Annotated in this window: 24 protein-coding genes and 1 pseudogene; 12 read left to right on the forward strand and 13 right to left on the reverse strand. The window is 69.5% G+C overall.

Features of this window, described 5'->3' with window-relative positions:
• Positions 1 to 162 precede the first annotated feature (162 nt).
• On the reverse strand, positions 163 to 891 hold the full coding sequence (locus EF387_RS14410) for a TetR/AcrR family transcriptional regulator (protein WP_128376913.1): 729 nt from the start codon (positions 889 to 891) through the stop codon (positions 163 to 165).
• A gap of 97 nt (positions 892 to 988) precedes the next feature.
• Between EF387_RS14410 and EF387_RS14415 the strand changes: the two genes are divergently transcribed.
• Positions 989 to 1,636 (forward strand): hypothetical protein, encoded by a 648-nt coding sequence (locus tag EF387_RS14415; RefSeq protein WP_202918253.1) that lies wholly within the window; start codon positions 989 to 991, stop codon positions 1,634 to 1,636.
• 308 nt (positions 1,637 to 1,944) lie between these two features.
• Here EF387_RS14415 and EF387_RS50005 read toward each other — a convergent pair.
• A pseudogene (locus tag EF387_RS50005) lies at positions 1,945 to 2,257 on the reverse strand (helix-turn-helix domain-containing protein).
• A 59-nt stretch (positions 2,258 to 2,316) separates the two neighbouring features.
• Here EF387_RS50005 and map point away from each other — a divergent pair.
• Positions 2,317 to 3,084 (forward strand): type I methionyl aminopeptidase, encoded by a 768-nt coding sequence (map, locus tag EF387_RS14430; RefSeq protein WP_128376916.1) that lies wholly within the window; start codon positions 2,317 to 2,319, stop codon positions 3,082 to 3,084.
• Positions 3,085 to 3,440: 356 nt separating this feature from the next.
• Positions 3,441 to 4,574: a S1 family peptidase gene (locus EF387_RS14435; protein WP_128376973.1), complete on the forward strand. Its 1,134-nt coding sequence runs from the start codon at positions 3,441 to 3,443 to the stop codon at positions 4,572 to 4,574.
• Positions 4,575 to 4,695: 121 nt separating this feature from the next.
• On the opposite strand, the gene EF387_RS14440 is transcribed toward EF387_RS14435, so the two are convergent.
• Positions 4,696 to 5,112, reverse strand: a complete 417-nt coding sequence (locus EF387_RS14440; protein WP_128376917.1) for an SHOCT domain-containing protein — start codon at positions 5,110 to 5,112, stop codon at positions 4,696 to 4,698.
• 296 nt (positions 5,113 to 5,408) lie between these two features.
• Positions 5,409 to 6,776, reverse strand: coding sequence for a hypothetical protein (locus EF387_RS14445; protein ID WP_128376918.1), 1,368 nt, complete (start codon positions 6,774 to 6,776; stop codon positions 5,409 to 5,411).
• 838 nt (positions 6,777 to 7,614) lie between these two features.
• On the opposite strand from EF387_RS14445, the gene EF387_RS14450 reads away from it, so the two are divergent.
• The 3 genes from EF387_RS14450 (at position 7,615) to EF387_RS14460 (ending at position 9,033) form a co-directional block, all read left to right on the forward strand.
• Positions 7,615 to 7,884, forward strand: coding sequence for an SHOCT domain-containing protein (locus EF387_RS14450; RefSeq protein WP_202918255.1), 270 nt, complete (start codon positions 7,615 to 7,617; stop codon positions 7,882 to 7,884).
• Between the two features lie 51 nt (positions 7,885 to 7,935).
• The gene (locus EF387_RS14455; RefSeq protein WP_202918256.1) at positions 7,936 to 8,235 is read left to right on the forward strand and encodes a DUF2933 domain-containing protein; all 300 of its coding nucleotides are present in this window, start codon (positions 7,936 to 7,938) and stop codon (positions 8,233 to 8,235) included.
• Positions 8,236 to 8,559: 324 nt separating this feature from the next.
• Positions 8,560 to 9,033, forward strand: a complete 474-nt coding sequence (locus EF387_RS14460) for a hypothetical protein (RefSeq protein WP_128376919.1) — start codon at positions 8,560 to 8,562, stop codon at positions 9,031 to 9,033.
• Positions 9,034 to 9,137: 104 nt separating this feature from the next.
• Here EF387_RS14460 and EF387_RS14465 read toward each other — a convergent pair whose 3' ends face one another.
• The 4 genes from EF387_RS14465 to EF387_RS14480 all read right to left on the reverse strand — a co-directional run bounded on the left by EF387_RS14465 (position 9,138) and on the right by EF387_RS14480 (position 15,598).
• Positions 9,138 to 10,595 carry an AMP-binding protein gene (locus EF387_RS14465; protein WP_128376920.1) on the reverse strand — a complete coding sequence of 486 codons (1,458 nt, stop codon included), beginning with the start codon at positions 10,593 to 10,595 and terminating at the stop codon, positions 9,138 to 9,140.
• 65 nt (positions 10,596 to 10,660) lie between these two features.
• Positions 10,661 to 11,179 (reverse strand): acetone carboxylase subunit gamma, encoded by a 519-nt coding sequence (locus tag EF387_RS14470; RefSeq protein ID WP_128376921.1) that lies wholly within the window; start codon positions 11,177 to 11,179, stop codon positions 10,661 to 10,663.
• A 10-nt stretch (positions 11,180 to 11,189) separates the two neighbouring features.
• Positions 11,190 to 13,427, reverse strand: a complete 2,238-nt coding sequence (locus EF387_RS14475) for a hydantoinase B/oxoprolinase family protein (protein WP_128376922.1) — start codon at positions 13,425 to 13,427, stop codon at positions 11,190 to 11,192.
• A 20-nt stretch (positions 13,428 to 13,447) separates the two neighbouring features.
• Entirely contained in the window at positions 13,448 to 15,598 is a 2,151-nt protein-coding gene (locus EF387_RS14480) for a hydantoinase/oxoprolinase family protein (protein WP_162467138.1), read from the reverse strand.
• A 339-nt stretch (positions 15,599 to 15,937) separates the two neighbouring features.
• On the opposite strand from EF387_RS14480, the gene EF387_RS14485 reads away from it, so the two are divergent.
• Complete coding sequence (locus EF387_RS14485; protein ID WP_128376924.1) at positions 15,938 to 16,822, forward strand: AraC family transcriptional regulator; 885 nt, start codon at positions 15,938 to 15,940, stop codon at positions 16,820 to 16,822.
• A 228-nt stretch (positions 16,823 to 17,050) separates the two neighbouring features.
• Here EF387_RS14485 and EF387_RS14490 read toward each other — a convergent pair whose 3' ends face one another.
• Complete coding sequence (locus tag EF387_RS14490) at positions 17,051 to 17,569, reverse strand: GTP-binding protein (RefSeq protein WP_238431510.1); 519 nt, start codon at positions 17,567 to 17,569, stop codon at positions 17,051 to 17,053.
• 232 nt (positions 17,570 to 17,801) lie between these two features.
• Here EF387_RS14490 and EF387_RS14500 point away from each other — a divergent pair, with 232 nt between their 5' ends.
• From EF387_RS14500 to EF387_RS14510, 3 genes are read left to right on the forward strand one after another with little or no spacing between them, the layout of a single operon-like run.
• Complete coding sequence (locus EF387_RS14500; RefSeq protein ID WP_128376925.1) at positions 17,802 to 18,965, forward strand: ABC transporter ATP-binding protein; 1,164 nt, start codon at positions 17,802 to 17,804, stop codon at positions 18,963 to 18,965.
• The gene (locus EF387_RS14505; RefSeq protein WP_128376926.1) at positions 18,962 to 19,645 is read left to right on the forward strand and encodes an ABC transporter permease; all 684 of its coding nucleotides are present in this window, start codon (positions 18,962 to 18,964) and stop codon (positions 19,643 to 19,645) included. Before EF387_RS14500 ends, EF387_RS14505 begins: the two co-directional genes overlap by 4 nt.
• Positions 19,642 to 20,307, forward strand: coding sequence for an ABC transporter permease (locus tag EF387_RS14510; RefSeq protein ID WP_128376927.1), 666 nt, complete (start codon positions 19,642 to 19,644; stop codon positions 20,305 to 20,307). The genes EF387_RS14505 and EF387_RS14510 overlap by 4 nt, the downstream gene beginning before the upstream one ends.
• A 187-nt stretch (positions 20,308 to 20,494) precedes the next feature.
• Here the strand turns inward: EF387_RS14510 and EF387_RS14520 are convergent, their stop codons facing one another.
• From EF387_RS14520 to EF387_RS14535, 4 genes are read right to left on the reverse strand one after another with little or no spacing between them, the layout of a single operon-like run.
• Positions 20,495 to 21,094: a GTP-binding protein gene (locus EF387_RS14520; protein ID WP_128376929.1), complete on the reverse strand. Its 600-nt coding sequence runs from the start codon at positions 21,092 to 21,094 to the stop codon at positions 20,495 to 20,497.
• Complete coding sequence (locus EF387_RS14525; protein ID WP_128376930.1) at positions 21,081 to 21,515, reverse strand: DUF742 domain-containing protein; 435 nt, start codon at positions 21,513 to 21,515, stop codon at positions 21,081 to 21,083. The genes EF387_RS14520 and EF387_RS14525 overlap by 14 nt, the downstream gene beginning before the upstream one ends.
• A gap of 40 nt (positions 21,516 to 21,555) precedes the next feature.
• Entirely contained in the window at positions 21,556 to 22,032 is a 477-nt protein-coding gene (locus tag EF387_RS14530; RefSeq protein WP_128376931.1) for a roadblock/LC7 domain-containing protein, read from the reverse strand.
• Positions 22,029 to 24,386, reverse strand: coding sequence for an ATP-binding protein (locus tag EF387_RS14535; protein ID WP_238431511.1), 2,358 nt, complete (start codon positions 24,384 to 24,386; stop codon positions 22,029 to 22,031). Before EF387_RS14535 ends, EF387_RS14530 begins: the two co-directional genes overlap by 4 nt.
• 371 nt (positions 24,387 to 24,757) lie before the next feature.
• Between EF387_RS14535 and EF387_RS14540 the strand changes: the two genes are divergently transcribed.
• Positions 24,758 to 25,684, forward strand: a complete 927-nt coding sequence (locus EF387_RS14540; protein ID WP_128376932.1) for an ABC transporter substrate-binding protein — start codon at positions 24,758 to 24,760, stop codon at positions 25,682 to 25,684.
• A 232-nt stretch (positions 25,685 to 25,916) separates the two neighbouring features.
• The coding region (locus tag EF387_RS47110; protein WP_162467139.1) for a helix-turn-helix domain-containing protein at positions 25,917 to 26,059 on the forward strand (143 nt) is incomplete at its 3' end.

The raw sequence follows: 26,059 nt of genomic DNA on the forward strand, positions 1-26,059 counted from the left end.
CCCTGACGTCCCTTCAGAGATCCGATCTGTGGGCGCCATTTCATACACCCCCGCCGGAGAACCGAAGGGAACCATGGCCGGACGCGTGCGCGCACGACGGGCGGCGACCTGAGCCCTCACGCGGCGGACGGTGACCGCGCCATCCCGTGAGCCGTGCACCCCTTACCCGTGGCCTGCCTCACCGGCGGTCGAGACGTACGGGATCAGCAGGTGGTCCACGATGTGCTCGATCAGTTCGGGGGTGATCGGGTCGCCGGTGACCAGGAACCGGTGCCACAGGATCGCCTGCCCCAGCTCACGGGCGACCTCGGTCGGTACGTCCGGGCGTACCTCACCGCGGGCGATGCCCCGGTCGAGCACCTCGGTCATCGCCTCCTTGCGCCACTTGATGACGCCGTCGCGGAACGCCTCGGCCAGCTCCGCGTCGTGCGGCATCGCCCCGACGACGGCCGGGGCGATCATGCCGACCGGGCTGGCGAAGAACGCCGCCCAGCCGTGCAGGATGGCCAGCATGTCCTCCCGGTAGCTGCCGGTGTCCTCGTGCGGGATCGCGGACATGGCCAGCGGGACGAGGGTGTCGCGCAGCAGTGCCGCCCGCCCGTTCCATCGACGGTAGAGGACCGGCTTGCTGGTCTCCGCGCGGGCGGCGACCGCCTCCATCGTCACCCCGGCGATGCCCTGTTCCTCCAGCAGTTCCAGCACCGCGGCGTGGATGGCCGACTCCAGCTCGGCGCCGCGACGGCGGGTCGCCCGACGCGGGGTGCCGGCCGCCTTCGCTCGCCCTGCCCGGTCCGCGTTGCCGGCTGCCTGTGCACTCGCCGCCCGGTCGGCGTCGGCGGCCGGCTTCACACGCGCGGCGGCCTCCGCGGTTGATCTTTTTCGCGGTGTCATGAGGTCAGACTACAAGACACGGTTGCGTATCTTCGCGGCCATCGATACCGTCTCCATAAGACACGGGTCCGTATCCTAAGGAGTCGCGATGGTCCGCTTGAGCCTGCCAACCGCCCGGCCGCTCCAGCACCCCCTCCGGAGCCCGAGCACGGCCCGCACCCGCGTGCAGCACCTGCCCGGACACCGCCGCCGCATCACCATCGACCATCAGCCGCTGCCCGGCATCACGCCGGCGATGGTGCACTGGTGGTTCCGCCACATCGGCGACCCGGTCATCTACGCCGACGAGTCCATGTCCGGATACCTCGCCTGGCACCCGCTGGACCACATCCACTGGGAGCTGGCTCGCCCCGCCCCCGGAGGCGGCGCCGGCGAGGGCGCCCGATTCCGCATCGTCGAGGCCTTCGGTCGTCGGCCCGAGTTCTACGTGGACACCACCGAGACCGTGGAGAAGCTCGACGAGACCGGCATCCGGCTGGTCCGCCGCGTATGCGGCGTTCCCGTCCTGCAGTTGGAGCACACCTGGTCGCACTGCGGCGACCGCACGCACTACGTCAGCGTGATGGACATCGGTGCCCGGTCACCACTGCTGACCCCGGTGAACCGGCTGCTCGCCCGCCGGTTCCCCGACCGGATGGCGCAGGCCTGGATCGTTCACAACATCGAGGAGGTCGGCCACCTGGAGCACCTGCTGCCCGAGCTGTGCCGCGGGCGCGGCGTGCCGATTCCCGGGACCGCCGCGTAGCCCTGAGCGTTCGGCGCCGGGGCCGAAGGGCAGGCCGGGCCGAACGCTCAGGGCATGCGGGAGCAGTGGGTTCCCGGCCGAGGGAGCGGTGGAAGCGGCGGCGTACACCCACCCGACAGGGCGGAGTCGCGGATGCGGGCGGCCGCGGCGCCGCTCGGGTGGGTGGGCTTGCGACACGGGCGACACCGCGAGGCCACCCGCTGGACTCACCAGAGTTGGGGGAGGGGCTGGGGTTCTTTCCGGTCTGCCGCTGGAGCCTTCTGGAGGCTGGTCCCTTCGACGTCGAGGTCGGGCAGGATCCTGTCCAGTCAGGTCGGCAGCCACCAGGCGCGCCGCCCGGCGAGGGCGAGCACCGCGGGTACGAGCGTCATACGGACGGCGAAGGCGTCGATGGCCACGCCGACGGCCGGGGCGAACGCGATGGGTTTGATCAGGGAGTCGGCCAGGTGAAGAAGGCGGGGGTCGGGGCCCGGCCGCTTTCGATCTTGCGCAGGGTCTCCGCGGAGACCCCGCCGCGGCCGCCACCTCCGCCATGCTGCGGCTGCCGCGTGCTCGACGCGGCAGTGCGCCGAACCGCTCGCCGCGTTCCCGTTCCCACGGTCTCAAAGGAGTCCTCACTATGACCGTGATACTAATACCGGTATAAGTATTGGGTCGACGTGCTGCCGGGAGTCGAACAGATGGTGGAGATCAAGACCGATGCCGCGATGGACGCGATGCGGGAAGCCGGGCGCGTGGTTGCCCGCGCCCTGGCCGCGGTGCAAGAAGCAGCCGGCGTCGGGGTGTCCTTGCGGGAACTCGACGAGGTGGCCCGCATGGTCCTGGCCGAGGCGGGGGCCGGTTCCCCGTTCCTCGGCTACCGGCCGTCCTTCGCCCCGGTCCCCTTCCCGGCCGTCATCTGCACCTCTGTCAACGACGCCGTGTCGCACGGCATCCCCACCGGCTACCGGCTGCGGGACGGCGACCTGGTGAGCATCGACTGCGGCGCCCAGCTCGACGGCTGGGCCGGTGACGCGGCCATCACCTTCACCGTCGGAACTCCGCGCCCCATGGACCTCGACCTGATCGACGCCACCCAACAGGCCCTAGACGCAGGCATAGCCGCTGCTCAGGTCGGCAGCCGCCTCGGCGACATCTCCCACGCCATCGACACCGTCGCCCGCAAGGCGGGCTGCGGCATGCCCGCCGACTTCGGCGGCCACGGCATCGGGCGGCGCATGCACGAAGACCCTCATGTCCCCAACCGCGGTCGCCCCGGCCGTGGCTTCCCCATCCGTCACGGCCTGGTCCTCGCCCTCGAGCCCATGTTCATGGCCGGCGGGCGGAACACCTACCGCACCGATACCGACGGCTGGACCCTGCGCACCACCGACGGCAGCAGGGCCGCCCACATCGAGCACACCGTCGCCATCACCGACGAGGGCCCCCGCATCCTGACCCTGCCCTGACGTTCTTCCGGACGCTGCCGGATGAGGGACCGGGCCGTGATCGGCGACGGCCGCCTGACGTCGGCTCACAACGGTCTGACCCTCATCGGAGGCCTGTCACCACGCGGGTGATGTCAGGTCAGAGAGTCGCTCGCGTCCATCGCTTCACTCGGTGGAGGCGAACGGCTGGTGTCAGGCCCGTAGTTGCGGAGCAGCGCTGTCACGGCTGCAGCATGTCCTGTTATTGGTATGGACCTTCACGGAATCCATGGCTAAGCTCTGCCGCGCATGTAGCGAGAGCGCTCTCGGAGATCTGCTGTTCCACCCCCACCTTGCTGGAACAACGAAGGGGCACTCCCTTGAGACGCACGACAGCCATGCGCACCGCGCTGTCCGCAATCCTCTTACTCGGCACCTGGGCCACCGCGAGCGCACTGCCCGCCTCCGCCGCGGAACCCCCCACACGCCCGGCAACGGCGCCGGCCTCCCCCGGACTCCTCTCCGCCATGCAACGCGATATGGGCCTGACCAGGAGTCAGGCCGAGGCGCGCCTGGCCGCGGAGAAGACGGCGACAGCCGTGGAACGGAAGGCGAAGCGTGCCGCCGGGGCGTCGTACGGCGGCTCGTGGTTCGACGCCGGCAGCGGGAAGCTGACCGTCGCCGTCACCCGGAGCGCGAACGCCGAGGCCGTCCGCGCGACCGGCGCGACCGTGCGCGTCGTAAAGCACAGCGCGCGGCAGCTCGACGCGGCGAAGGCGCGCATCGACGCACTGTCCGCACCCACCGGCGTCAGCAGCTGGTACGTCGACCCCAAGGCCAACAGGGTCGTCGTGAACGTCGTCACGGCCCGGCAGTATGACAACGATGTCCAGACCTTCCTGGACCGAGCCCGTGAGACGGGCCCCGTGACGGTGAGGCAGACGAGCGAGGCACCCCAGACCTTCGCCGCCGGGACCGTGGGCGGCGACCCCTATTACACCGGCAACTTCCGCTGCTCCATCGGCTTCTCGGTGCACGGCGGCTTCGTCACCGCGGGGCACTGCGGCCGGGCCGGTGACGCGGTGTACGGCTGGGACCGCTCGTACATCGGCAACTTCCAGGGCTCGTCGTTCCCGGACAACGACTACGCCTGGGTGAACGTCGGCAGCGGCTGGTGGACCGTACCGGTGGTGCTGGGCTGGGGCGCGATCCCCGACCAGCTCGTCCGCGGCTCCGCCGAAGCCCCCGTGGGTTCCTCCATATGCCGCTCCGGCTCGACCACACACTGGCGCTGCGGCACCGTCCTGGCCAAGAACGAGACGGTCAACTACAGCGAGGGCGCCGTCCACCAGATGACGAAGACGAGCGTCTGCGCCGAGGGCGGTGACTCGGGCGGCTCCTTCCTCAGCGGCGACCAGGCACAGGGCGTCACCTCCGGCGGCTGGGGCAACTGCAGCTCCGGGGGCGAGACCTGGTACCAGCCCGTCAACGAGATACTCAACCGCTACGGTCTGAGGCTGCACACCGCCTGACCGTCCACCACCAAGGACGAGCGGGCTTCGTCGGAACTTCGGTCCGCGACTCCGCCGGGGCGGGAAGACAGATTGTCTTCCCGCCCCGGCCCGTGCGGGTGAACGACGCCCCTTTGACGGGTCAGTGCAGGATCTTTTCCTTTGCCCGGCGGAACTCCTCGTCGGAGATGTCGCCCCTGGCGCGGATGTCCGAGAGTTTCGCGAGTTCCTCGATCTCGCTGGGGCGTCCCGGGCCCCCGGCGGTCTCACGGATGTAGGTGTCGAGCGCCTGCTGCCGGGCCCGGGCCTGCTCCCTCTCGCGCATGCCCATGCCCTTGCCGCGGGCGAGGACGTAGACGAAGACGCCGAGGAAGGGGAGAACGACCGCGAAGACGAGCCATCCGGCCTTGGCCCACCCGCTCATGGTGTCGTCGCGGAAGATGTCGGTGATGACGCGGAAGAGCAGGACGAACCACAGGACCCACAGGAAGACCCACATCATGGTCCAGAACGCGCCCAGCAGCGGATAGTCGTACGCCATGTACACGGAGCTGTCCATTGCCTTCTCCCATTTCCGATCCGTGCCGCCTCGCGGCGGTGTCCGATCATGCGCCGCTGCCGCCTGGCCTCCGGGGTCGCCGACGCGGTAGCCGTTCGCCGCTGCCGCCGCACAGTTCAGCCAAGCCCGTCACCTCGTGGAGAGGCATCGCCTGTGGCGGGTGATTTCCGCTCGCGCGGGCGGTCGGTCAGCCGGGCGTACCAGCGCGACGCGGCCACCAGCCGCCCGGAGCCACCACCAGGCCGCCACGCGCACGCCGCCCGTCCGGGGGCGGCCGGCGCGGTGCGCTGCCGCCGTCACCTGTCGAGGGGTTTCGCGGTGCCGGTTGCCGTGCCGTGTCCGTCCGGGCCCGCACGGTCGGCCGCTGCGGCGAGAACGCCGAGGATCGCCAGGACGAGCACCACGATGCCCAGGACGAGCGCCACGGATGCCGGGGTCGGGTAGTTCCACAGCGCCAGGGCGAGCGCGCCCGCGGCGATGACGACGCCGGTGGTCCAGCCGCGGTGGGTGTCCAGCCAGTGGCCCGTGCTGCCGGTGCGCAGGCCGGAGCGGGCCAGGGCACGGCCCGCGGCCCCGGTGCTCCGGGCGGCGCCGGAGCGCACCGCGCGGGCACCCCGGCCCCGCCCGTACAGATAGGCCGCGAGCGCGGTGATCACCGCGATGACGAGAAAGGTTCGGGCACTCTGGCGCAGGAAGCGGACGAACGTGTCGAAGATGTCGGCGGCCGCGTCCTCCGGCAGTGTCGTCGGCGGAACGGAGTCCAGATACACCCGGCGCATGACCGCCAGACCTATGAGCAGCACGATCATCATGACGCCGATGCCGATCGCGGCGCTCATCAGGGCCACCCGGTGAGCGGGCGCCGCCCAGATGGCGAGTGCGGCCAGCGCGAGGACGACCACGGGCAGCCACGTACCGACGATGTCGAGCACGCGCATCCAGCCCTGCGCCTCCTGGAGCTTGTCGGTCTTCAGCAGTGGAACGGTCTGGTCGACCTCGGGGATGTTCGCCGCCTTTTCGAATCCGGCGTCCACCAGGCGTTGCTTCACGTTGTCGACGACGGTGCCGATGTCCAGCACGATGGTGTTCCCCCGCGCCTGCACCGCGCTGCTCCCCTGGTCGGTGAGGACCTTCACCACGGCGGCGTGGGCGCGGCGGTTGGCCTCCTCCCACGCCTGGGCGAACTCGTCGCTGGTCACCACCCTCGAGACCACGGCGCTCACGGCGTTGGTGAGCGCGCTCTTGAGCGGTCCGGCCAGTGCCGGGGCGCGTTCCACCACCGGGGGAGGCGCGCCGGCCTGCTGGAGCGCGTCGGCGAGGTAGTCGGTGAACGCGTCGACGTCGACATTGCTCACCACACGGTTGGTCAGCCGGTCGGTCACCACGTCCTGCACGGAGGGTTCCGAGGCGATCGGTTGCACGGTCTGCACGTACCGGTCGGTGTCGGACACCTCGCTGTCCACCCAGGTGGCGACGACCGCGAGCGGGGCGAGCAGGAAGGCCAGCAGCAGCAGGACGGAGGCCCCCGTGTAGCGCAGGCGCCGGTGGCGGACGGCGGCGGCCTTCCGCAGCCTGTCGTAGTCCGCGCGCTCGGCGGCGCTCAGCGCGGGCTTCTCTTCTGGCCGGTCAGGGCCCTGGGAAGCGGAAGATCCGGACGGGGCCATCGGACTTCTCCCTTCGCGCGCGGCGCCTTTCCCGGCCGCGCGCACTGTTCACGGTGGCCGCCACCACGGCTGTCTCGCATCGCCTGTGCCGGGTGAGTGAGTGGGGGCCCGGCGGAGGTGGCGGGTCGCCCACGCCGGGTGATGCGCTTCGCCGGTGGTGCCCATGGAATGGAGGGGCGAGAGGCGGCGGAGTGGGCGGGAGGTCTGAGCCGGTGAACAGGCGTTGGGCCGCACGCCTGGCGATGGCGGCGGGAACGGCGGCGCTGCTGGTCCTGCTGGTGTCTGCCGGGCTTCGAAGCGTCGCGCTGGTGGGGGTGGGGCTGGCCGGGCTGGGCGCCACGGCGGCCGGCGTGTGGTGGGTGCTGGCGCACGGAGGCGCGGCACGGGCGTTCTGGCCTCACCCTGCTGGGCGAGGCCGGCGGCCGCGGTGGTCGGAGGGGCGGTCACGGTATTTCCCCCCAGCCTTTCCCCGTGGCCGCCGCCATCGGCTCCGGACTGCACCCGCATGCCGCACACCGGGTCCTCGACCACGGTTTCGTCGTCCTGGGAGACGGGGCCGCGCCCATGCTCCGTCGTGTTCGCTGTGTGCTCCACCGTGTCAGCCGTGCTGCCCGCCGGAGCTCGGTCGGCACCCATGACTTATCGCCTCCCTTGCGGATCACTCTCCAGCCTGAGCTTGCATACCCCTGCCGGGTAGGGGCTCAATGGCCCACTGGTCCTGGACCATCCGGCCCCAGACCCCGGCACCGGACAGAGGCACGATGCAGGGGAAGGGCAAGAAACCGCCGGGAGCCCGTCCGGCCCCCGATCGCCGACAAGCAGAAGCAGGTGAGTGGCGATGATGTTCTGGTACGACCGCGACGTCAGCGGATGGGGATGGTTCGCGATGTCGGCCGGCATGATCCTGTTCTGGGCGCTGGTCATCACAGTCGCAGTGCTGCTCTTCCGGACCCTCAACAGCCCCCGTGAGCACACCCACACCCACACGCCCGCAGCGCCCACGCCCGAGGACATCCTTCGCGAGCGGCTGGCCCGCGGGGAGATCGACGAGGACGAGTACCGGCGCCGCCTGAGCACGCTGCGCTCCGGCCCTCTCACCAAGAACTGAACCCCGGCCGCCCCGGTGGCCGCCCACAGCCCCTCTCGAAGGAGGTCCGTGATGAACGACAAGCGGAACTACGGCATGTACGCGCTCGCGGCCGCGATCGTCGCCGTCGGCGCCCTGATCGTCGGCGCGTCCCTGGAAAGCCTGCTCTGGCTGGCCCTCGTCGCCGCCTGCCCGCTGATGATGTTCTTCATGATGCGCGGCATGCACGGCCAAGGCATGCACGGCCACGACATGCACGGCGGACACCGTCAACACGGCGACGACCGAGACTCAGCCCCTTCCCCGAGCTCCTCGGACAGGGGAGACCCCATGCGCAAGCACGACCACCACACCGGACCCGGCCACGCCTGACCGGCCCGAGCCCGCGGGGGATGAGCGCCATGGCGGCGATGATCACACCGCCGGCCGGGGCGCTGATCCTCGCGGGCATTTCCACGACATCGCCCCGCGCTGACGGATCGGCCCGACGGGCGAGCAACTCGGCACTTCCCCCAGGCCTTCACGCACCTGGCGCTGAGCCGCGCCCCGTCACGACCTGGACCGCCGTCACCGTCGCCATGCGGGACCAATGGGCCCACGCAATGGACCATCCGGCCCTTTCTCGTGCCGGTCGACCGAGCGTGCGATGAATGTGAACGCAGGATTCCTGATTCACCACCGAATGGGGGTGCGATCATGAACGGGATCAGTGGAGTAGCCACGCCTGCTCACGACACCTCCTGGCGTCATTTCGCTCGGCACTACTTCGAGATGGTGGCGGCGATGCTGCTGGGCATGGTCGTCCTGGGACCCGTGTGGAGGCTGGCCCTCTCGCTTCTCGGGCCCTCCGACGCCCGTAACTACGCCGAGCTGGTCGCCCTCGTGATGGCTACGAACATGACGATCGGCATGTCGGTGTGGATGCGTCATCGCGGTCACGGTTGGGCGAGTATCGGCGAGATGGCCGTTGCGATGTACCTGCCCTTCGTCGTCCTGTTCGGCCCCTACTGGGCAGGCCTGATATCCGGCGGGACGATGCTGTTCGCAGGGCACATCATCATGCTCCCGTGCATGTTCATCGTCATGCTCCGTCGGCGTGACGAGTACTCGCGGGACCATCGCCGTCATACGACCCGTCACGATCGGTCCGCGGAACGGCTGGCGGCCTGAGCGGTGGGCACGCGTGTGACACGGAGCTGACGGAAGTGCCGGGCCGGCCCGGGAGAGAAGTAAGGCGACCGTGCAGTGCCGCTCCCGGCCGTTCGGCGCAGATGTCACACCGTCGCGGAGGTGCCCTCGGCCTCCGGTGCGGTAACGCTGCCCAGCAGGCGCAGAGCCGCTTCGGAGGGTGAGCCGGGCTCGGCCGTGTAGGCGATCAGGCGCTGTCCGGACGAGCTGGGGATGAGGAGATTCTCGAAGCTGAGATCCATGGCGCCGACCAGCAGATGACGCAGTTGTTTCACTCCCGTTCTGCAGGTGCGCACCGGGTGGCGGGCCCAGCGCCAGGTGGACGGCGGGAGGCTGGAGCCCGTCTGCAGGACCGACCGGATCGCGCCGAGGCCGAGGTCCGCGCCGGGACGGGCGCCGGCCTTCTCGTCCGCGACCAGGTAGCCCGCGCCGACGCCGACCATCGTCGCGCCGGTGCGCTGGGCGACCCGCCATGCGCCGTTGGCGTCGGGGAAGGCCGGGCTGCCGTCGTAGAGCACGACCGTGGACCCGTGGAGGAGTCCCGCGACGAGGAAGTTCCACACCATCCAACTGGTGGAGGTGATGAAGAGGTAGCGGTCGTCGGGGCGCAGGTCGGCGCCGAGGCCGAGAGCCTTGAGAAGTTCCACGACGATCCCACCGTGGCTGTGCACGATGCCTTTCGGGACGCCGGTGGTTCCCGAAGACCACAGGATCCACAGGGGGTGGTCGAACGGCACGTCGGCGAACTCCAGGCGGGCGTCCGCGGTGGCCGAGGCGGCCCACTCATGCTCGGTCACGTCCTCGCGTCGCGACCAGGTGACCGAACCTCCCGGACGCAGTCGGCTCACGGTGACGAGGTGCCGGAGCGTGGGCAGACCGTCGACGATGTCGGCGATCTCCTCGCGGCGGTCGTGCTGCCTGCCGCCGTGCCGGTAACCGTCCGCGGCGACCAGGACCGCCGGCCGCGCCTGCCGGAGCCGGGCCAGCACACTGGGGGTGCCGAAGTCCGGAGAACACACGGTCCAGACGGCACCCACCGCCGCGGTGGCGAGCAGGGCGACGACGGTCTCGGAGATGTTGGGCAGATATCCCGCGACGCAGTCGCCGGGCCCGACACCGAGATCGCGCAGGGTGGCACTGAACGCGGCGGCCTGACAGCGCAGTTCGGACCACGAGGTCTCGACGGGCGCGCCGCCCTCGGACACGCTGACCAGTGCCGGGCGGGTCGCCGGTGGTTGTGCCGAGGGATGCGCGAGGCATCGCTCGGCGAAGTTGACCCGGGCTCCGGTGAACCACCGGGCTCCGGGCATCGCCGGGTCGGCCAGTACCTGGTCGTACGTGCTGACCTCGTCGAGTCCGTAGTACTGCCAGACGGCGGACCAGAAGGCGGGCAGGTCCGTCGTGCTCCACCGCCACAGGGCGGCGTAGTCGGGGAACGACAGGCCGCGCGTGTCCCCGAGCCATCGGATGAAGCCGGAGATGTTGGAGCGGGCGGCGGTTGCGGGATCCGGGCTCCACAGGAGGTCGGTGTCGGGTGTCTTCATCGTCGCCTTCCACGGGGGACGGCCGGCGGGGAGGTGAGGAGGAAACGACCCCGCCGGCCTTGGTCCTAAAGGCTCACGGGCAGGTCGCGGCCGAGCCACTCGGTGTAGAACGTGGCCAGGTCGGGTGTGAAGTCGACCTCCACCGGAAAGGTCGGGGGGACGCAGTCGACGTCGAGAAGCGTGCCACTGACCGGGCAGAGGAACTCGCGGATCTCGACGAGGCCGGGATCGATGGTGAGATGTTCCTCGGGGTAGACCTCGAGGAAGTCCTCACGGCTGCGCCGGACGATCACCCGGCAGTGCATCTTCCAGTTTCCGTTCCAGGGGCCGAGTTCGGCGCCCGCTCTCGTCTTGACGATGGCCTTGCCGTCCTTGGCGACGATGAACAGGTTCTCCCCGAGAGGGAGCAGGATCTGCTCCTCCCAGTCGACGAGTTGCTGCATCGCGACGAGGGTTTCGGCGAAGCGGGACTCCTCCTTCGGAGCCCGCATGAGGCCGAGCAGTTCCTCCCAGGACAGCTTGCGCCCCACCAGGGCGGTCGTTGTCTCCTGGCTGGAGGTTCGGGAACGGTCGTCGTCAGTCATGGTTGTTCCTTCAGGAGGCGAGGTCCGGCCGCGGGCGGCTGGACGAGCTCGGGTAGGTGAAGCCGACGGGTGCGGGAGCGGAGAAGTTCGGCTCGCCGGTCTCGGTGTAGGGAAAGGTGTCGAGCTGCCAGAACGCCTTGTACTGGGTGGGGAGGGCGTCGGACAGCTTCGCCGAGCGGGCGAAGGCGTGGTGAACCATGTCGGAGACCTCGCCGGCGGCGGCGCGGGCGCGTTCGGCCTCCCACCACTCGGCGGCGGGCACGGACTGCGCCAACCGCGCCTGCCGCCGCCGGTCGCGTTCGGCGTCGGTCTCCGCGTCGGAGCCGGCGTAGCCGTACGCGGCCCGCGCGCCCTCGGTGGTCATCAGCCCGTTGGCGAGGTCCTTGTCGATGGCGGGGAGTTCGCGCTCCAGCGGGTCGCCGTAGCCCGCGCCGCCGTAGTACAGCACCCCGAACAGGTCGCCCTCCCGCAGGTTCGGTGACCACTGGTTGTCCGGACCGCAGTACCAGTCCTCGGCGGTGATCGTGCCGTCCAGCAGCATGCGCTCGGCCTCCTCGAGACTGGACGGCAGCTTCTCGCCGCGGGCGATGAGGTCGGAGACGTTGGTTCCGGTGGCCCACAGGCACTTCCAGCCCGCAGGCGGGTAGCCGCCGAAGAGTCCCTTGTGGAACACGCCGCCGTTCATGCACCCGGACCCGGACAGGGTCACGTTGACCACGTCGGAATTGCGGACCATCCACAGCGACTGCCAGCCGGACCCGCCGCGGAACCGGCCGTAGCCCTGGTGGTCGGGGACGAAGCTGCGGCCCAGGTAGACATTGGGGCCGGTCAGCTCCCAGACCTCGGCGTCGCCCTGGATGCCTTCGGAGTTCCAGATCGGGCTGCCGCAGTCCATGCCGTCGGCGACACCGCGGGCGCCGAAGCTCTCGCCCGCCATCTCGAAGTTGTTGTAGCCGGTCGGTCCGCCGAACTGGTCGAAACCGGTGACCCCCACCATGCAGGTCGGGGTCGACATCAGGATCTCCTCGGTGAATCCCCTCGCGTACCAGCTGATGCCCATCAGCCGCCACACGTTGGCGAAGATCGGGATGAGGGTCCACCAGGCCAACGAGGTAGCCACACCTTGGTAGTTGGCGTTCACGATCGATCCCTCGGGCAGGTACTGCTTCACCGCCAGGTACGCGCCGTCGTTGACCCGGCCGTCGTAGTTGAGGAGTTGGGTCAGGGTGATCCAGAAGCCGCCGTTCATCGGCCCCGGGGCGCAGTTGAACGGGTGGAAGCTCCAGCCGGTCGAGCCCTCGTAGTCGAGTTCTATCCGGCCCTCACCGGTGATCGTCATCTCCTGGCGTACGAGGTCGATGAAGTCGTTCTTGGCCAGCGGGTGCACGAACGGCACGTGGCTGCGCTTGTGCACCGGCATGGTCAGCCCGCGGTAGATGCCCGGCACCATCGTCGTGCGGACCCGCTTGAGGAACTCCCGGCGGCCTTCCTCGATCAGCTCCTTCGTGGCCTGCTGGTAGTAGTCCAGCCCGAACTCGTCGATGATCGCGGTGAGCGCCTCACGGACCATCAGACAGCCCGACAGCTTCGCCTTGTCGTCGAGAATCCACCAGTTGGCGTTCCTGAGGCCCATGCGCAGCCGGAGCATGTAGTCATGGCGGAAGTGGTCGTCCTCGCCGACCTTCTCCGCGCTGATGTGCAGTCCCTCGCCGTAGCGGTCCGGGGTGAGCACCGACATGCCCGGCCCCTCGTAGGTTCCGGCCTCCAGCTCGTGGGCCACCGCGCCGACCCAGGCGATGAGTTCGTCGCCGTGGAAGACCGGGATGACCGTCATGACGTCCGGTGTGTGCACACCGCCGGCCCACACCTCGTTGTTCTCGAAGATGTCCCCGGGCCTGATCCTCGGGTTGTCCTCGTACCCGTTCCTGATCATGAACTTGATGAACTCGGACAGGGTGTGGACGTGCACCATGATCCCGCTGGACAGGGCGATGGCGTCGCCTTCCGGGGTGTAGAGCCCGATCACGAACTCCTCGAAGTCCCGGACCGCGGGGGAGGAGGCGATGTACTTCATCGTCTCGCGCGTCGAGATGATGGTCGACAGCAGCCGGGAGTGGAACGACTCGAACTGCAGCGGGTCGGCCTCGAGTCGGGGCAGTTCGGTCAGCCCCTGGTAGTGACCGGTCTCTTCGAAGAGCTGCTCGCTGCGTCGCAGTTGCTCGAGCAGCGTCGGCTTTTCCGTGGCCATGGTTGGTCTCCTCGGTGAAGTCAGGCCTGACCGGCGCGGTAGTGGATGAGGCGGCGGCTGTCGAACTCGACGTGGTGGGTGGGGGGTATGAGCAGCGTGGTCGCCGGGTGCTCGATCACCGCCGGGCCGCCCACGACGTTGCCGGCCTGCAGCTCGTCCATCTCGTAGACCTGGAAGGTGATGTCCTTGCCCCTGAAGTGGCCGGGGCGGGTTCCCTTGAGCGCCGACGAGGGCGGGGTCCTGCCGTGCAGGTCGAGCACAGGAATGGCGGGCTTGGGTGTGTGCAGGTCCGCGGAGAGCGCCAACTCCAGGATCTGGTAGCCGACTTCGGAGTACAGCGCCTGCTTCGGGTAGATGCTGGTGTAGACGCGCTCGTAGCCGCGCATCAGCTCGTGGAGGTCGTCGACCGACTTCAGCCGCTCACCGTCCCAGGGGACCTCGAAGTCGGACAGCTGGTTGGTGAACCGCACATAGGCCGAGCGGTTCAGCTGGGCCGCGCCGAAGTCCCAGCCGTGGACGGCGAAATCCTGACGCGCGCGCTCCTCCAGCGAAGCCCAGGCCGCGTTGATCGCCTCGATCGCCGCGCCCTTGACCGCACGGGCGGGAGCGTCGTCCCCGGGCGGACAGGCCGCGATGGTGGCCTGGTGGTAGCGGTAGCGCCGCGGCGCGCACAGCACGCCGAACGCCGAGAAGACCGCGGCGAAGGGGAAGGTGATGATCTCCTTGAAGTCCAGTCCGTCGACCACTCCGGACAGGCCCAGCGGCCCGCCGCCGCCGTACATCAGCAGCGAGTACTCCTGCGTGGTGTACCCACGCCCGCGCAGCATGTTCGCCAGGAACTCCCGCATGGACTCGGTGACCAGCTGGTGCGCCCGCTCGCAGAACTCCATGACGCCGACCTTGAAGTGCTTCGCCATCGGCTCGAGTGCCGCCTGCGCCGCGTCCTTGTCCAGCGGTACGTCACCGCCGAGGAAGTTGTTCGGGTCCAGATACCCGAGAAGCAGGTGGCAGTCGGTGATGGTCGGGTTCGGCCAGTTCAGGCAGGCGCCGACGTCCGACCCCGCGCTCCGGGGCCCGATGGTGAGCTTCCCGGTGAGCGGATGGATGCCCAGCTCCGAGCCCATCCCGGCACCGATGGACTCGGTGTGGATCATCGGGATGTTGGTGCGGAAGCTCAGCAGGGTGGGTTCCCGGGTGATCGGGATGGTGCCGTCGCGGACGATGCCGACGTCGAAGCTGGTGCCGCCGACGTCGCAGCACACCACGTTGTGCGAACCGAGGATCTCGCCGACGTAGTGCCCGCCCAGCACCCCGCCCACCGGACCCGACACATACGACTCGTACAGCCGCGGGGTGTCCACCGGCACGGTGCCGCCGTGCGCGAGCAGCGTGGAGACCTCCCGCTGGAAACCGTCCGTACGTGCCTTCTCCTCCACGGACTTGAAGTGCCGCCGTGCCCGCTCCCCGGCGTAGGACTGCGCGACGACACTGGCCAGGCGCGTGTACTCCTTGTGGGTCGGCGCGATCGCCGAGGACAGCACGACCGAGACGCCGGGCGCCTCCTCGGCGATGATCTCCGCCGCCCGCTGCTCGTGTGCGGGATTCATGTGCGAGAACAGGAACATCACGCCAATCGACTCGACCCCGGCCGCCACCAGATCGCGCGCGGCGGCCCGCACGTCCTCCTCCCGCAGCGGGACGGTGACCTGGCCGAACAGGTCGATGCGTTCCTGGGCGCCGCGCACCCGTTCCCGGGGGATCACCGGATCGTCGTGGTGATGGGTCACGGTGTGCAGCCGGTCGGCGTAGGGGTAGCCCAGCCAGCCGCCCTCGGCCTTCTCCATCAGCAGGTAGTCCTCGAAGCCCTGCGTCAGCAGCAGCCCCACCGTCGAACCGGTCTTGCTGAGCAGCGTGTTCAGCATGATGGTGCCGGCGTAGACGATGACCTCGCTGTGCGGCATCACCTCCGACAACTGCCTGCCGTCGGTCTTCGCCGCATCGGCGATCGACCCGATGAAACTGACCGATTCGTCCTGCTTGTTGGTCAAGTGTTTGCCGACCAGGAACTGGCCGTCACCGCCGACGATGACCGCATCGGTCATCGTGCCGCCCGCATCCAGGGCGACCCAGTTGCTCTGGCCTGCGCCGGGTGATTGATCCTTGGCTGTCACGGGTGCGTCTCCCATCCAACGGAAGCTGCGGGCCCTACGAGCGCCCACTGATGGCCAGGACAGTGCACCCGGACCCACCGAGTTGGCTTGAACAGGAGCGCGCGGACGTTGAACGAACACGCGGGTTCGGCAAGGAGGCCGGGGAAAGCGCACGTCGGGGCGGTGGGGGCGCCTCGGATGCGTTGGACGATCCGTTGTGCCGGTTGAAAATACGGGCGCGACAATCACCGCGACCTGTCGCATACCGCCCGCGAGGCGTTAGCGTCACCCCAGGACGAGCTGTCGCGCACTCGCATCACGGCCCGTTGCCGAGCGTCAACGTCGACGTGGAGGGCACCGATGGCACAACACCTGATCAGGCCGGAGGAGCTTCCGACCTGGGTGCCGGGACGCCTCACCGTGCACAGTCCCGAGCAGGGCTGGAACGGTATGTCGGTGCGCGGATACCGCTACGCGGGCTCCGACGTCGAGGTCCCGCCCATGCGGGACTACATGATCGTCGCCTATCGCCGCGGTACCACGGCGATGCGACGTCGTTTCGACGGCCGTTGGTCGACCGAACACCTCAGCCCCGGAGACGTGTCTCTGCTCACCCGCGCCGCCGAATCCCACTGGGTCTGGCCGGAGGGGATAGAGGTCGTGCACGTCTACCTCACTCAGGACGAACTCGCCGCGACCTGCCGGCAGATGTACGAACGCGACATCGCCGACATAGAGCTCCACGACGTGCTCAAGGCCAACGACCCGGCGATCCACCGCACCGCCATGCACATCGCGACCGAAGCCGCACACGGCGACGTGGGCAGCCCCCTGCTGATCGAGTCACTGTCCTGTCAGCTGTCCGTGCACATCCTGCGACGTCACGCCCAGGTGCAGTTCAGGGAGCACACCCCGAACGACACGCTCACCCCACGGCAGATCGGCGCCATCCAGGAGTTCATTCGCTCGCACATGCGCGAGAGCATCTCCCTCGACGACCTCGCGGACTGCGTCGGCCTGAGCCGCTACCACTTCGCGCGGCGGTTCCGGCAGACCATGGGAACCACTCCCCACGAATTCGTCATCAAACAGCGGGTCTCCCGGGCCCAGCTCATGCTCCAGCGGACGAGCAACCCGCTGCGGGAGATCGCCACGCTGTGCGGGTTCTCCGACCAGAGCCACATGACACGCGTCTTCCAGCAAAGGCTGGGCACCACACCGGGCAGGTTCAGGTCCGAGAGCTGATCTCCTGGGATCCTGCGGCAGGCGGCAGGCGGCAGGCGGCAGGCGGCAGGCGGCAGGCGGCAGGCGGCAGGCGGCAGGCGGCAGGTGGCAGGCGGCAGGCGGCGGACAGCGGGAAGCGGGCAGCAGCCGACGAGAGGGAAAGCCGACGCGAGGGAACGCCGGCTCGGGGAACGCCGACCCGCAGGTGCGGGCCGGCCGGTCACCCACCGGGCGGCCCTCCGGAGAAGCTCAGCTCGTCGCCGCGGCCTTCTCGGCGTGGGACAGTGCGACGTCGAGGACGACCAGGAGTGCGTCCCTGACCGAGCCCGTCTTCCGCGCGTCGAACACGATCAGCGGTACCTGCTCGGTCAGGTCCAGTGCCCACCGCACCTCGTCCAGGTCATGCTGGATCTTCCCGTCGAAGGCGTTGACGGCGACCGCGAACGGGATGTCCTTGTGCTCGAAGTAGTCCACGGCCGCATAGCAGTCGTCCAGGTGGCGGGTGTCCACGATCACCAGACCGCCGAGTGCTCCCTCGACCAGGTCGTCCCACATGAAGCCGAACCGCTCCTGGCCCGGTGTGCCGAACAGGTACAGCTTCAGCGTGGGGTCGATGGTGATGCAGCCGAAGTCCATGGCAACGGTGGTGGTCGTCTTGCCAGGGGTGTGCGTGAGGTCGTCCACGCCCGCCGCGACCTCGGTGACCGCGGCCTCGGTGGTGAGCGGCCGGATTTCGGAGATCGCGCCCACGGCGGTGGTCTTGCACACCGCGGCGACGGCGGCGTTCGCGATGGGCGTGGAGGGTGTTGCGTGGGCGGCTGGCCGGGAGGGGTGCGAAATGTTCGCAGTCGACGCCGAGCGGCGGGTATTGCGCACGGAGAAGGTGCCGGTCGCCTGAGAGTTCGGTTGCAACACGGGCCGTCTAGACTCTCCCGAGCAACGGCCCGCGCCATGGCCGAAAGCGGGCAACTTCTGCCAGACCCGAAGGGTATTCGGCGTTTTGATACGGATAGATTCAGTCACGAAGCGGTACCCGGACGGCACGGTGGCAGTCGACCGGCTCTCCTTGGACATACCCGACCGCTCGATCACCGTCCTCGTCGGCCCATCGGGCTGCGGTAAGACGACGACCCTGCGCATGATCAACCGGATGGTGGAGCCGAGCGAGGGGACCATCACCCTCGACGGCGTCGACATCATGAAGCAGCCGGTCAACACGCTGCGCCGGTCCATGGGTTACGTCATCCAGAACGCCGGACTCTTCCAGCACCGCACGATCGTCGACAACATCGCCACCGTGCCCCGCATGCTCGGCTGGGGGAAGGACAAGGCGCGGGCGCGGGCCAGGGAGCTGATGGAGCGGGTCGGACTCGACGCCGCGCTCGCCAAGCGGTACCCCTACCAGCTGTCCGGCGGTCAGCAGCAGCGCGTCGGCGTGGCCCGGGCGCTCGCCGCGGACCCGCCGGTGCTGCTGATGGACGAGCCGTTCTCGGCCGTCGACCCGATCGTCCGCAAGGGCCTGCAGGACGAACTCCTGTGGATTCAGGCAGAGTTGGGCAAGACGATCGTCTTCGTCACCCACGACATCGACGAGGCCGTCAAGCTCGGCACCATGGTCGCCGTGATGCGCACCGGCGGCCATCTCGCCCAGTTCGCGCCGCCCGCCGAGCTACTCACCGACCCCGCGGACGCCTTCGTGGAGGACTTCCTCGGCGCCGACCGCGGCATCCGCCGGCTGTCGTTCTTCCCGTCAGTGGGCCTCGAACTGCTGACCGCGCCGATCATCGCCGTCGACGCCACCGCCGAGCAGATCGCCGCCCGCGACACCACGGACGCGCCCTACCTCCTCGTAACGGATCTGGACGGCAAGCCGCTCGGCTGGGCCGAACCGGGGGAGCTGACCGCGGGGGAGATCCGGCAGGACCAACTCCTCTCCTACGGACGGCCGTTCATCGCCGGTACGGACTCGCTGCGGGCCGCGCTGGACTGTGCCGTGCTCTCACCCACCGGGTGGGCCGTCGCCGTGGACGGCGAGGGCCGGGCCGCCGGAGTCGTCTCCCAGCAGACCATCGGCGAGGCGATCCGCGGTGCTCACGCGGAGCGGCGCGCGGACGGCGAGGCGGGCACCAAGGCTGACGGCAAGACGGAGAAGGCCGCGCGATGAGCGAACTCTTCGACCTGCCCAGCGACCTTCAGCACAGCTACTTCGGCCTGGTCATGCTGCATCTGCGCGAGGCGCTGCTGCCGGTGCTGTTCGGGCTGCTGGTGGCGCTGCCCCTCGCCCAGCTGTGCGTGCGGCTGCGCTGGCTGTACCCGCCGGTGCTGTGGGTGACGACCGTGCTCTACGCGATCCCGTCGCTCGCCTTCTTCGTCATCCTCATCGACTACACCGGACTGAGCGAGCTCACGGTGATGATCCCGCTGGCCATCTACAGCCTGGTCGTGCTGGTCCCGGCGATCGTCGACGGCGTACGGTCCGTGCCGCAGGAGACCCTCGCCGCGGCCACCGCGATGGGCTTCGGGCCCGTACGACGTTATGTCCAGGTGCAGTTGCCGATCGCCGCGCCCGCGATCATCGCCGGGCTGCGAGTGGCGTCCGTCTCCAGCGTCTCCCTCGTCAGCGTCGGCATGCTGATCGGCAACCAGGGAGCCCTCGGCAACCTGCTCAACAGCGGCATGATCTACAACCAGCCGCGGCTGATCTGGCTCTCCGTGGTGGGCACGGCCGTCCTCGCCGTCCTCGTGGACGCCGCCCTGATCGGCGTCCGTATCCTCCTCACCCCCTGGATGCCGCGCGGCGCCCGCAAGAACACCCGTACGCTCGCGAAGGCGGCCGCCCGGTGAACGTCCTGAACTACATCGACGCCTTCTTCAGCGACAGCGCCCACTGGCAGGGCTACGACGGCATCCCGACCCGCGTCGCCGAGCACATCCAGTACACGCTGGAGGCGCTCGCCATCGCCGCGGCCGTCGGGCTGCCGGTCGGGCTGCTCACCGGCCACACCGGACGCGGCGGCAACACGCTCGCCCTCATCGCCACCGCGGGGCGCGCGCTGCCCAGCTTCGGCCTGATGGTGCTGATGTTCGTGCTGCTCGGCCTGGGCCTGGCCCCCGTCATGATCCCGCTGGTCGTGCTGGCGATCCCGCCCATCCTCGTCACCACGTACGAGGCGATGCGCTCCGTCGCCCCCGCGCCGGTCGATGCCGCCCGCGGCATGGGCATGGCCGAGACCGAGATCCTCTTCCGGGTCGAACTGCCGGTCGCGCTCCCGCTGATCCTCAGCGGACTGCGCTCGGCCGCCATCCAGATCGTCTCCACGGCCACGATCGCCGCGTACGTCAGCTTCGGCGGCCTCGGGCGCTACATCGTCGACGGTCTCTACCAGCGCGACTACGAGAAGGTCGTCGGCGGCGCCACGCTGGTCGCAGCCCTGGCGCTTGTCACGCTCGGGGTGTTCTGGGCGGCGGGCCGCCTCTCGGTGTCACGCGGAGTGCGCCGCGCGTAGCTCCGCTGGCGGTGCCGTGCGGTTGTCGGTTCACTGCGAGCCGTCTGCGGCTCGTCTCGCAGTTCCCCGCGCCCCTAAGGGGTGCGAAACCGCCGCCCCTTTGTAGGAGACGGCGGTTCCAGCGTTCTGAAGGGGCGCGGGGAACTGCGCGACCAGCCACGACGGCGCCGCGGACCACGAACCTTCGTCACCCCTCGCTACGGGCCAGCGCCAGTTCCAGTACGACCAGCAGAGCGTCCCGTACCGAACCCCGCTCCCGCGCGTCGAAGACGACGAGCGGGACGTGCTCGGCGACATCGAGCGCCCAGCGGACCTCGTCCAGCTCGTGCTCGACCTTGCCGTCGAAGGCGTTGACGGCGACCGCGAACGGGATCTGCTTGTGTTCGAAGTAGTCGACCGCGGCGTAGCAGTCGTCGAGTCGGCGGGTGTCGACGATGACGAGGCCACCGACCGCGCCCTCGACGATGTCGTCCCACATGAACCCGAACCGGTCCTGCCCGGGCGTGCCGAACAGATACAGCTTCAGGGTCGGGTCGATGGTGATGCACCCGAAGTCCATGGCGACCGTGGTCGTGGTCTTGCGGGGGGTGTGGGAGAGGTCGTCCACGCCCGCGGCGACCTCGGTGATCGCGGCCTCGGTGGTCAGCGGCTCGATCTCGGAGATCGAGCCGACTGCGGTGGTCTTGCCCACGCCGAATCCGCCCGCGATCACCATCTTCACCGGCAGCGGCGGTCGTGCGGCGGTCTGCGCAGCTGCGCCGCCGGCGACCGGTTCAGTCGGTGTCACGGAGAACCCCCCGGGAGTCGGGGATGGCACGGAGGCCATCGATAACCCTGCGCAGGACGGATGAGTCGTGGGTGGCGTCGGTGTTGGGCACGTACACCGTCAACTGCCCCGCGGCCCGCAGGTCCTCAGAGAGGATACGGACCACGTTGAGGTGCAGCCGCAGCCGGGCCGCGATCTCCGCGATGGACTGCGGCTGCCGGCAGGCGGCGATGATGTCGTGCTGTTCGAAGGAGAGCCGGTCGAGCGCGTCGAGGCCCTCGGCGGTGGCCACCACCTGGGTCTCGACGGGCATCGTCCGCCCGGACGAGGTCGGCGCCACCCGCCCGGCGGTGACCAGGAACGGCCGTACCGCGGGGGCGGGGCCCACCCGGTCCGGGGAGCCGCCCTCGTCGGCACCGTTCGGCGTACGGCCGTCCGCCATGGGTCTGTGTCCTCTTGTTCCTCGGCCGGGCGGTGCCCGGTCAACCCGACGACGGAACGCCGACGGTGTTCTTCAGTTCCAGCACGAGCTGAGGGCTGAGCGCGCCACCGGCACGGTTGGCGAACAGCGTCATCTCGTACGCGATGTTGCCCAGCTTGGCCTCCTTGTCGGCGACCACGCCGAGCACGGCGCCGCTGCGGATCGCGGAGACCAGGACATGGCCGCCCTCCAGGTCGATGATGACCTTGTTCAGGGCGCCCAGGCCGTAGTTGCCCGAGGCGCCGGCGGCCAGGCTGGTGAGGCCGGAGACGATCGCGGCCAGCCGCTCGGAGTGCGCCCGCTCCCGTAGCTGCGCCACCGCGATCAGCAGACCGTCGGAGGACACCGCGATGGCGTCGACGACACCCGCGGTCTCGGTGGCGAAGCGGTTGAGCAGCCAGGTGAAGTCGGCTGCTGCGGCCCGCAGTTCGTCGGGCGTGGCCCCTCCCGTGGGAGTGTCACCTGTCGACGTGCTCACTGCTCCGCTCCTTCCGGGAGGTGGTTCTGGTCCTGCGAAGTCTTCGGGTCCGGTCCGCTCGCGCTGTCCCGGTTGGCCTGCTCGACGGCTGCCTCGAACTCCTCCAGCGCGCTGCGGACGGCGTCCGGGTCGGCGGGGGGTGCGGCAGGGCGGGCGGTCTCACCGGTGGTCTCGCCGACGGTCGTACGGAGCGTCGCTCCGCGGACGCGGCGGCGGAGCGGGCGGGAAGCCTGGGCGTCGTCGGACGCGTCCTCGCTGCGTGGCTTGGGTATCACGGGCTTGTCGTCCTCGGTGCCGACCGCCTCCCGTTTGGGCACCCGGCGGGGGAGCGGGGCGGCGTCGCCCGGTGCCGCCGCGGCGGACGGGCGCGGGCCGGATGCCGCCTCCACGGCGGGAGTCGCGGGCACCGCAGCCACCGCGCTCATCGAGAGCAGCAGCGACGACGGGATGGCCACCTCGGCGGTCACTCCGCCGCCCGGCGTCCGGGTCAGTGTGATGCCGACCGACCAGCGGCGCGCCAGCGTACCCACCACGAACAGGCCGAGCACCTTCGTCGGCACGAGGTCGAGCCGCTCGCGGCGGATCAGCCGGGCGTTCTCCTCGGCCAGCCGCTCGGCGCTCATGCCCAGACCGTGGTCGGCGATCACGATCGACGCGCCGCCGTCGTCGCCGGTGTGCAGGGTCACTTCGACCGGGCTGCCCGCCGGCGAGAACGACACGGCGTTCTCCAGGAGTTCGGCCACCATCAGCGTGAGGTCGCCGATGATGTCGGGCTCCACCATCACGTCGGTGTGCGCGTCGAGCCGTACCCGCTGGAAGCCCTCGATCTGGCCGAGTGCGGCCCGTACGACGGTGGTGAGCGTGGTGGGGCCCGCGTCCAGGACGGTCTCCCGGATGCCGGCCAGCAGCATCAGGCTGTCCGCGTTGCGGCGCAGCCGGACCGCGATGTGGTCGATGGAGTAGAGGCGTTCCAGCAGCGCCGGGTCGGTCTCGCCGCGCTCGACGGCGTCGATGAGCGCCAGCTGGCGGGTGGTGAGGTTGCTGACCCGCCGGCCCACGTTGCCGAACATCTCGGCGGTGTTGCGGCGGCTGAGCACCTGGCGCTCCAGCAGCGCGGCGGCGGTGGCCTGTACGTGGTTGAAGGCCTCGGCGAGGTCGCCGATCTCGTCGCGTGCGGTGACCGGGATGTCCCGCAGCAGGGGCGGGCCGTCGTCCTCGGTGTCGTCGTCGGCGACCCGGGCGAGTTCGCGTCCGGCGACCTCGGCGACCTCCTGCGCGGCGCCGGTGAGGGCATGCACCGGGCGGACCACCGAGCGGCGCACCGCTATGGACAGGGCCAGCCAGAGCGCGAAGCCGAGCAGCGCGAGGCCCAGCAGCCAGGCGGCGTTCCACCAGGCGTCATTGGAAGCGTTGTCGGCGCGATCGGCGATCTGGCCGATCAGCGAGGAGGTGATCTTCAGCCGGTTCTGGGACTGCGCGCGATAGTCGGGGTAGCCGTCGAGGGCCTCGGTGAACGCGGCGCGGATCTCCGCCGGCGAACTGGCCTGCAGTCCGCTGGGGTCGATCTGCAGCTCGGCGTAGTGCCGGATGATCTCCGCCTGGGCGGTGTTGTGCTCGATGCCGCTGAGCTCGTCGGCCTGCGCGTCGCTGGCGAACCGGGCGAAGCGCTCGGCCTGGTGCGTGTACAGCTCGTAGTTGCCGACCGCTGCGATGAACTCGATGAGCGCGTTGGAGTCACCGGTCCGCGCCGAGAACACGCTGGTCTCGAAGGCGCTGTGGGCGGCGTCGGCGCGCAGCAGGGAGTCCAGCAGATTGCCGGTGAAGGTGGCGGCGAGGAACGGGTTGCGGTCGAGCCCGAGGCCGTCGATCACGGCCTTGGCGGCGTTGGTGTAGGCTGGGTCGATGTTGTCGGCGGGCAGATAGCCCTGCTCGATGGTCGCCCGCAGGCTGGACAGGCCGTTGATCTCCTTCAGGGCCTGCGCCTCGGTGTCCGGCAGCCGGTCGCCGAAGGTGTCGCGTACCATCTCGACCTGCTGGTCCACCACGGCCTGCGCCTTGCGGTAGGCGGTGAGGCCGGGCCGGGCGCCGGACTCGGTGGCCTCGAACCGCACGGACAGCAGGATCGCCTGCTGGTGCTCGGCGTTCACCCGGTCGGCCAGCTCTGCGACTTGGGCGCTGTCCCGCACCAGCCGGGCCGCGGCGGCCGCGTCCCGGGCTTGGCCCACCTGGTCGGTGAAGAGATACGCCAGCAGGACGGCGACCACGGCGAGCGGTACGCCGACCAGCACATTGAGCTTGCGCCTGAACGGCCAGCGGTCGGCGAAGCGCCTTAGGCCCACCTCGTTCGTGGACACCAGGCCTCCTTCGTGGGGTGTCGCACGGCGCGGGAGCGCACGTGACCGTCTCTGATCGTCTCTGGCTGGTTTGAGATGTGCGCGGAGCGGCGCCTGCACATTACTGCGCTTCGCCAACTCCGGCGAGACTACAGGCTCTTCGGAAGCCGTTGCTCCGCACTCTGAGTCAAGAATCCGTTACAACCTGAGTGCGGCTCCCTGGCGGATCCTCCCCGATATCTTCGCGATCGGGTACGTATCGAAGCCAATTGGTGACCCGGCTGCCCTTGACTGACCAAGAAGCGGCTGGATTGGATCAGATGAAGGTCATCCAATCTCTGAGCCCCGGAACGGGAATCGTGACTTCTACCGTGAAGAGCAGCTGGTCCAGCATGCGACACCCCCGCGCGGCCGCGGTCGCCCTCGCAGCAGTGGCGGCGCTCATTGCCGGATGCGGCTCCGACTCCGCCGACGAGTCCAACCCACTGACGGAAGACAAGGCGGACGGCGACACGGTCGTCGTCGGGTCGAACAACTTCGCCGAGAGCATCCTGCTCGCCGACATCTACGGCGAGGCGCTCAAGGCCAAGGGCATCAAGGTCGAGTACAAGCCGAACATCGGCAGCCGTGAGACGACTTACGGCCTGCTCAAGAACGGTTCCATCACCGTCCTGCCCGAGTACAACGGCTCCCTGCTGGCGTACCTGGACCCGAAGGCGGAGCAGGCCTCCATCGAGGCCGTCAGCGCCGCGGTGAAGTCCAAGCTCGACTCCAAGCTGACGCTCCTCGACCCCTCGCCCGCCGAGGACAAGGACTCCGTGTCGGTGAACGCGGAGACCGCCAAGAAGTACAACCTCACCGCGTCGTCCACCCTCGAGGACATCAAGGACGTCGCTCCCGAGATGGTCATCGGCGGCTCGCCCGAGTTCCAGACCCGCCAGCAGGGCCTGCTCGGCCTGAAGGACGTATACGGCCTGGAGTTCAAGTCCTTCAAGGCGCTCGACGCGGGTGGCCCGCTGACCACGGCGGCGCTGAAGAAGAACACCGTGCAGGCCGCGGACATCTTCACCACCGACCCGAACATCACCAAGGAGAAGTTCGTCGTCCTCCAGGACCCGAAGAACCTCTTCGGCTTCGCCAACGTGACGCCGCTCGTATACAAGTCCGGCCTCTCCCAGGAGGGCGTCGCCGCCCTCAACGCGGTCTCCGCCAAGCTGGACACCAAGACTCTGCTGGAGCTGGACTCCCAGGTCCAGCTCGAGAACAAGGACCCGCTGGACGTCGCCAAGACCTGGCTGAAGACGGCCGGCCTGAGCTGACCCCCGGCTCCATCACGGCGATTCGGTGGGCCCGACGCCGACGTGCTCGTGCCCAACGCCTGCACCGGCATGCCCACCCCGAGTTCCGCCCCCGCCCGGGCCGCTAGGGCAACGTTCGCCCCGTCGCGACGCCCGGCACTCCCCCAAGCTCTTCGAGCAGGGGGTACCCCCAGAGCACGCACCGGACGCCGCTCCTTACCGGGCAAACGTTGCCTGCCGCGGCACAAGTGTCGTGAGTCTTAGGAAAAACGGGCTGTCGAACACCCAGGTCGGCGCCGACCTCGGCATCCATCCGACCACGGTGGCCACGTGGCGGAAGCGGTTCGCGGCCGGTCGGCTTGAGGGCCTGGCCGACGAGAAACGGCCAGGGCCTGC

Origin of the sequence: Streptomyces cavernae (assembly GCF_004023625.1) — a bacterium.
Classification (GTDB): Bacteria; Actinomycetota; Actinomycetes; order Streptomycetales; family Streptomycetaceae; genus Streptomyces; species Streptomyces cavernae.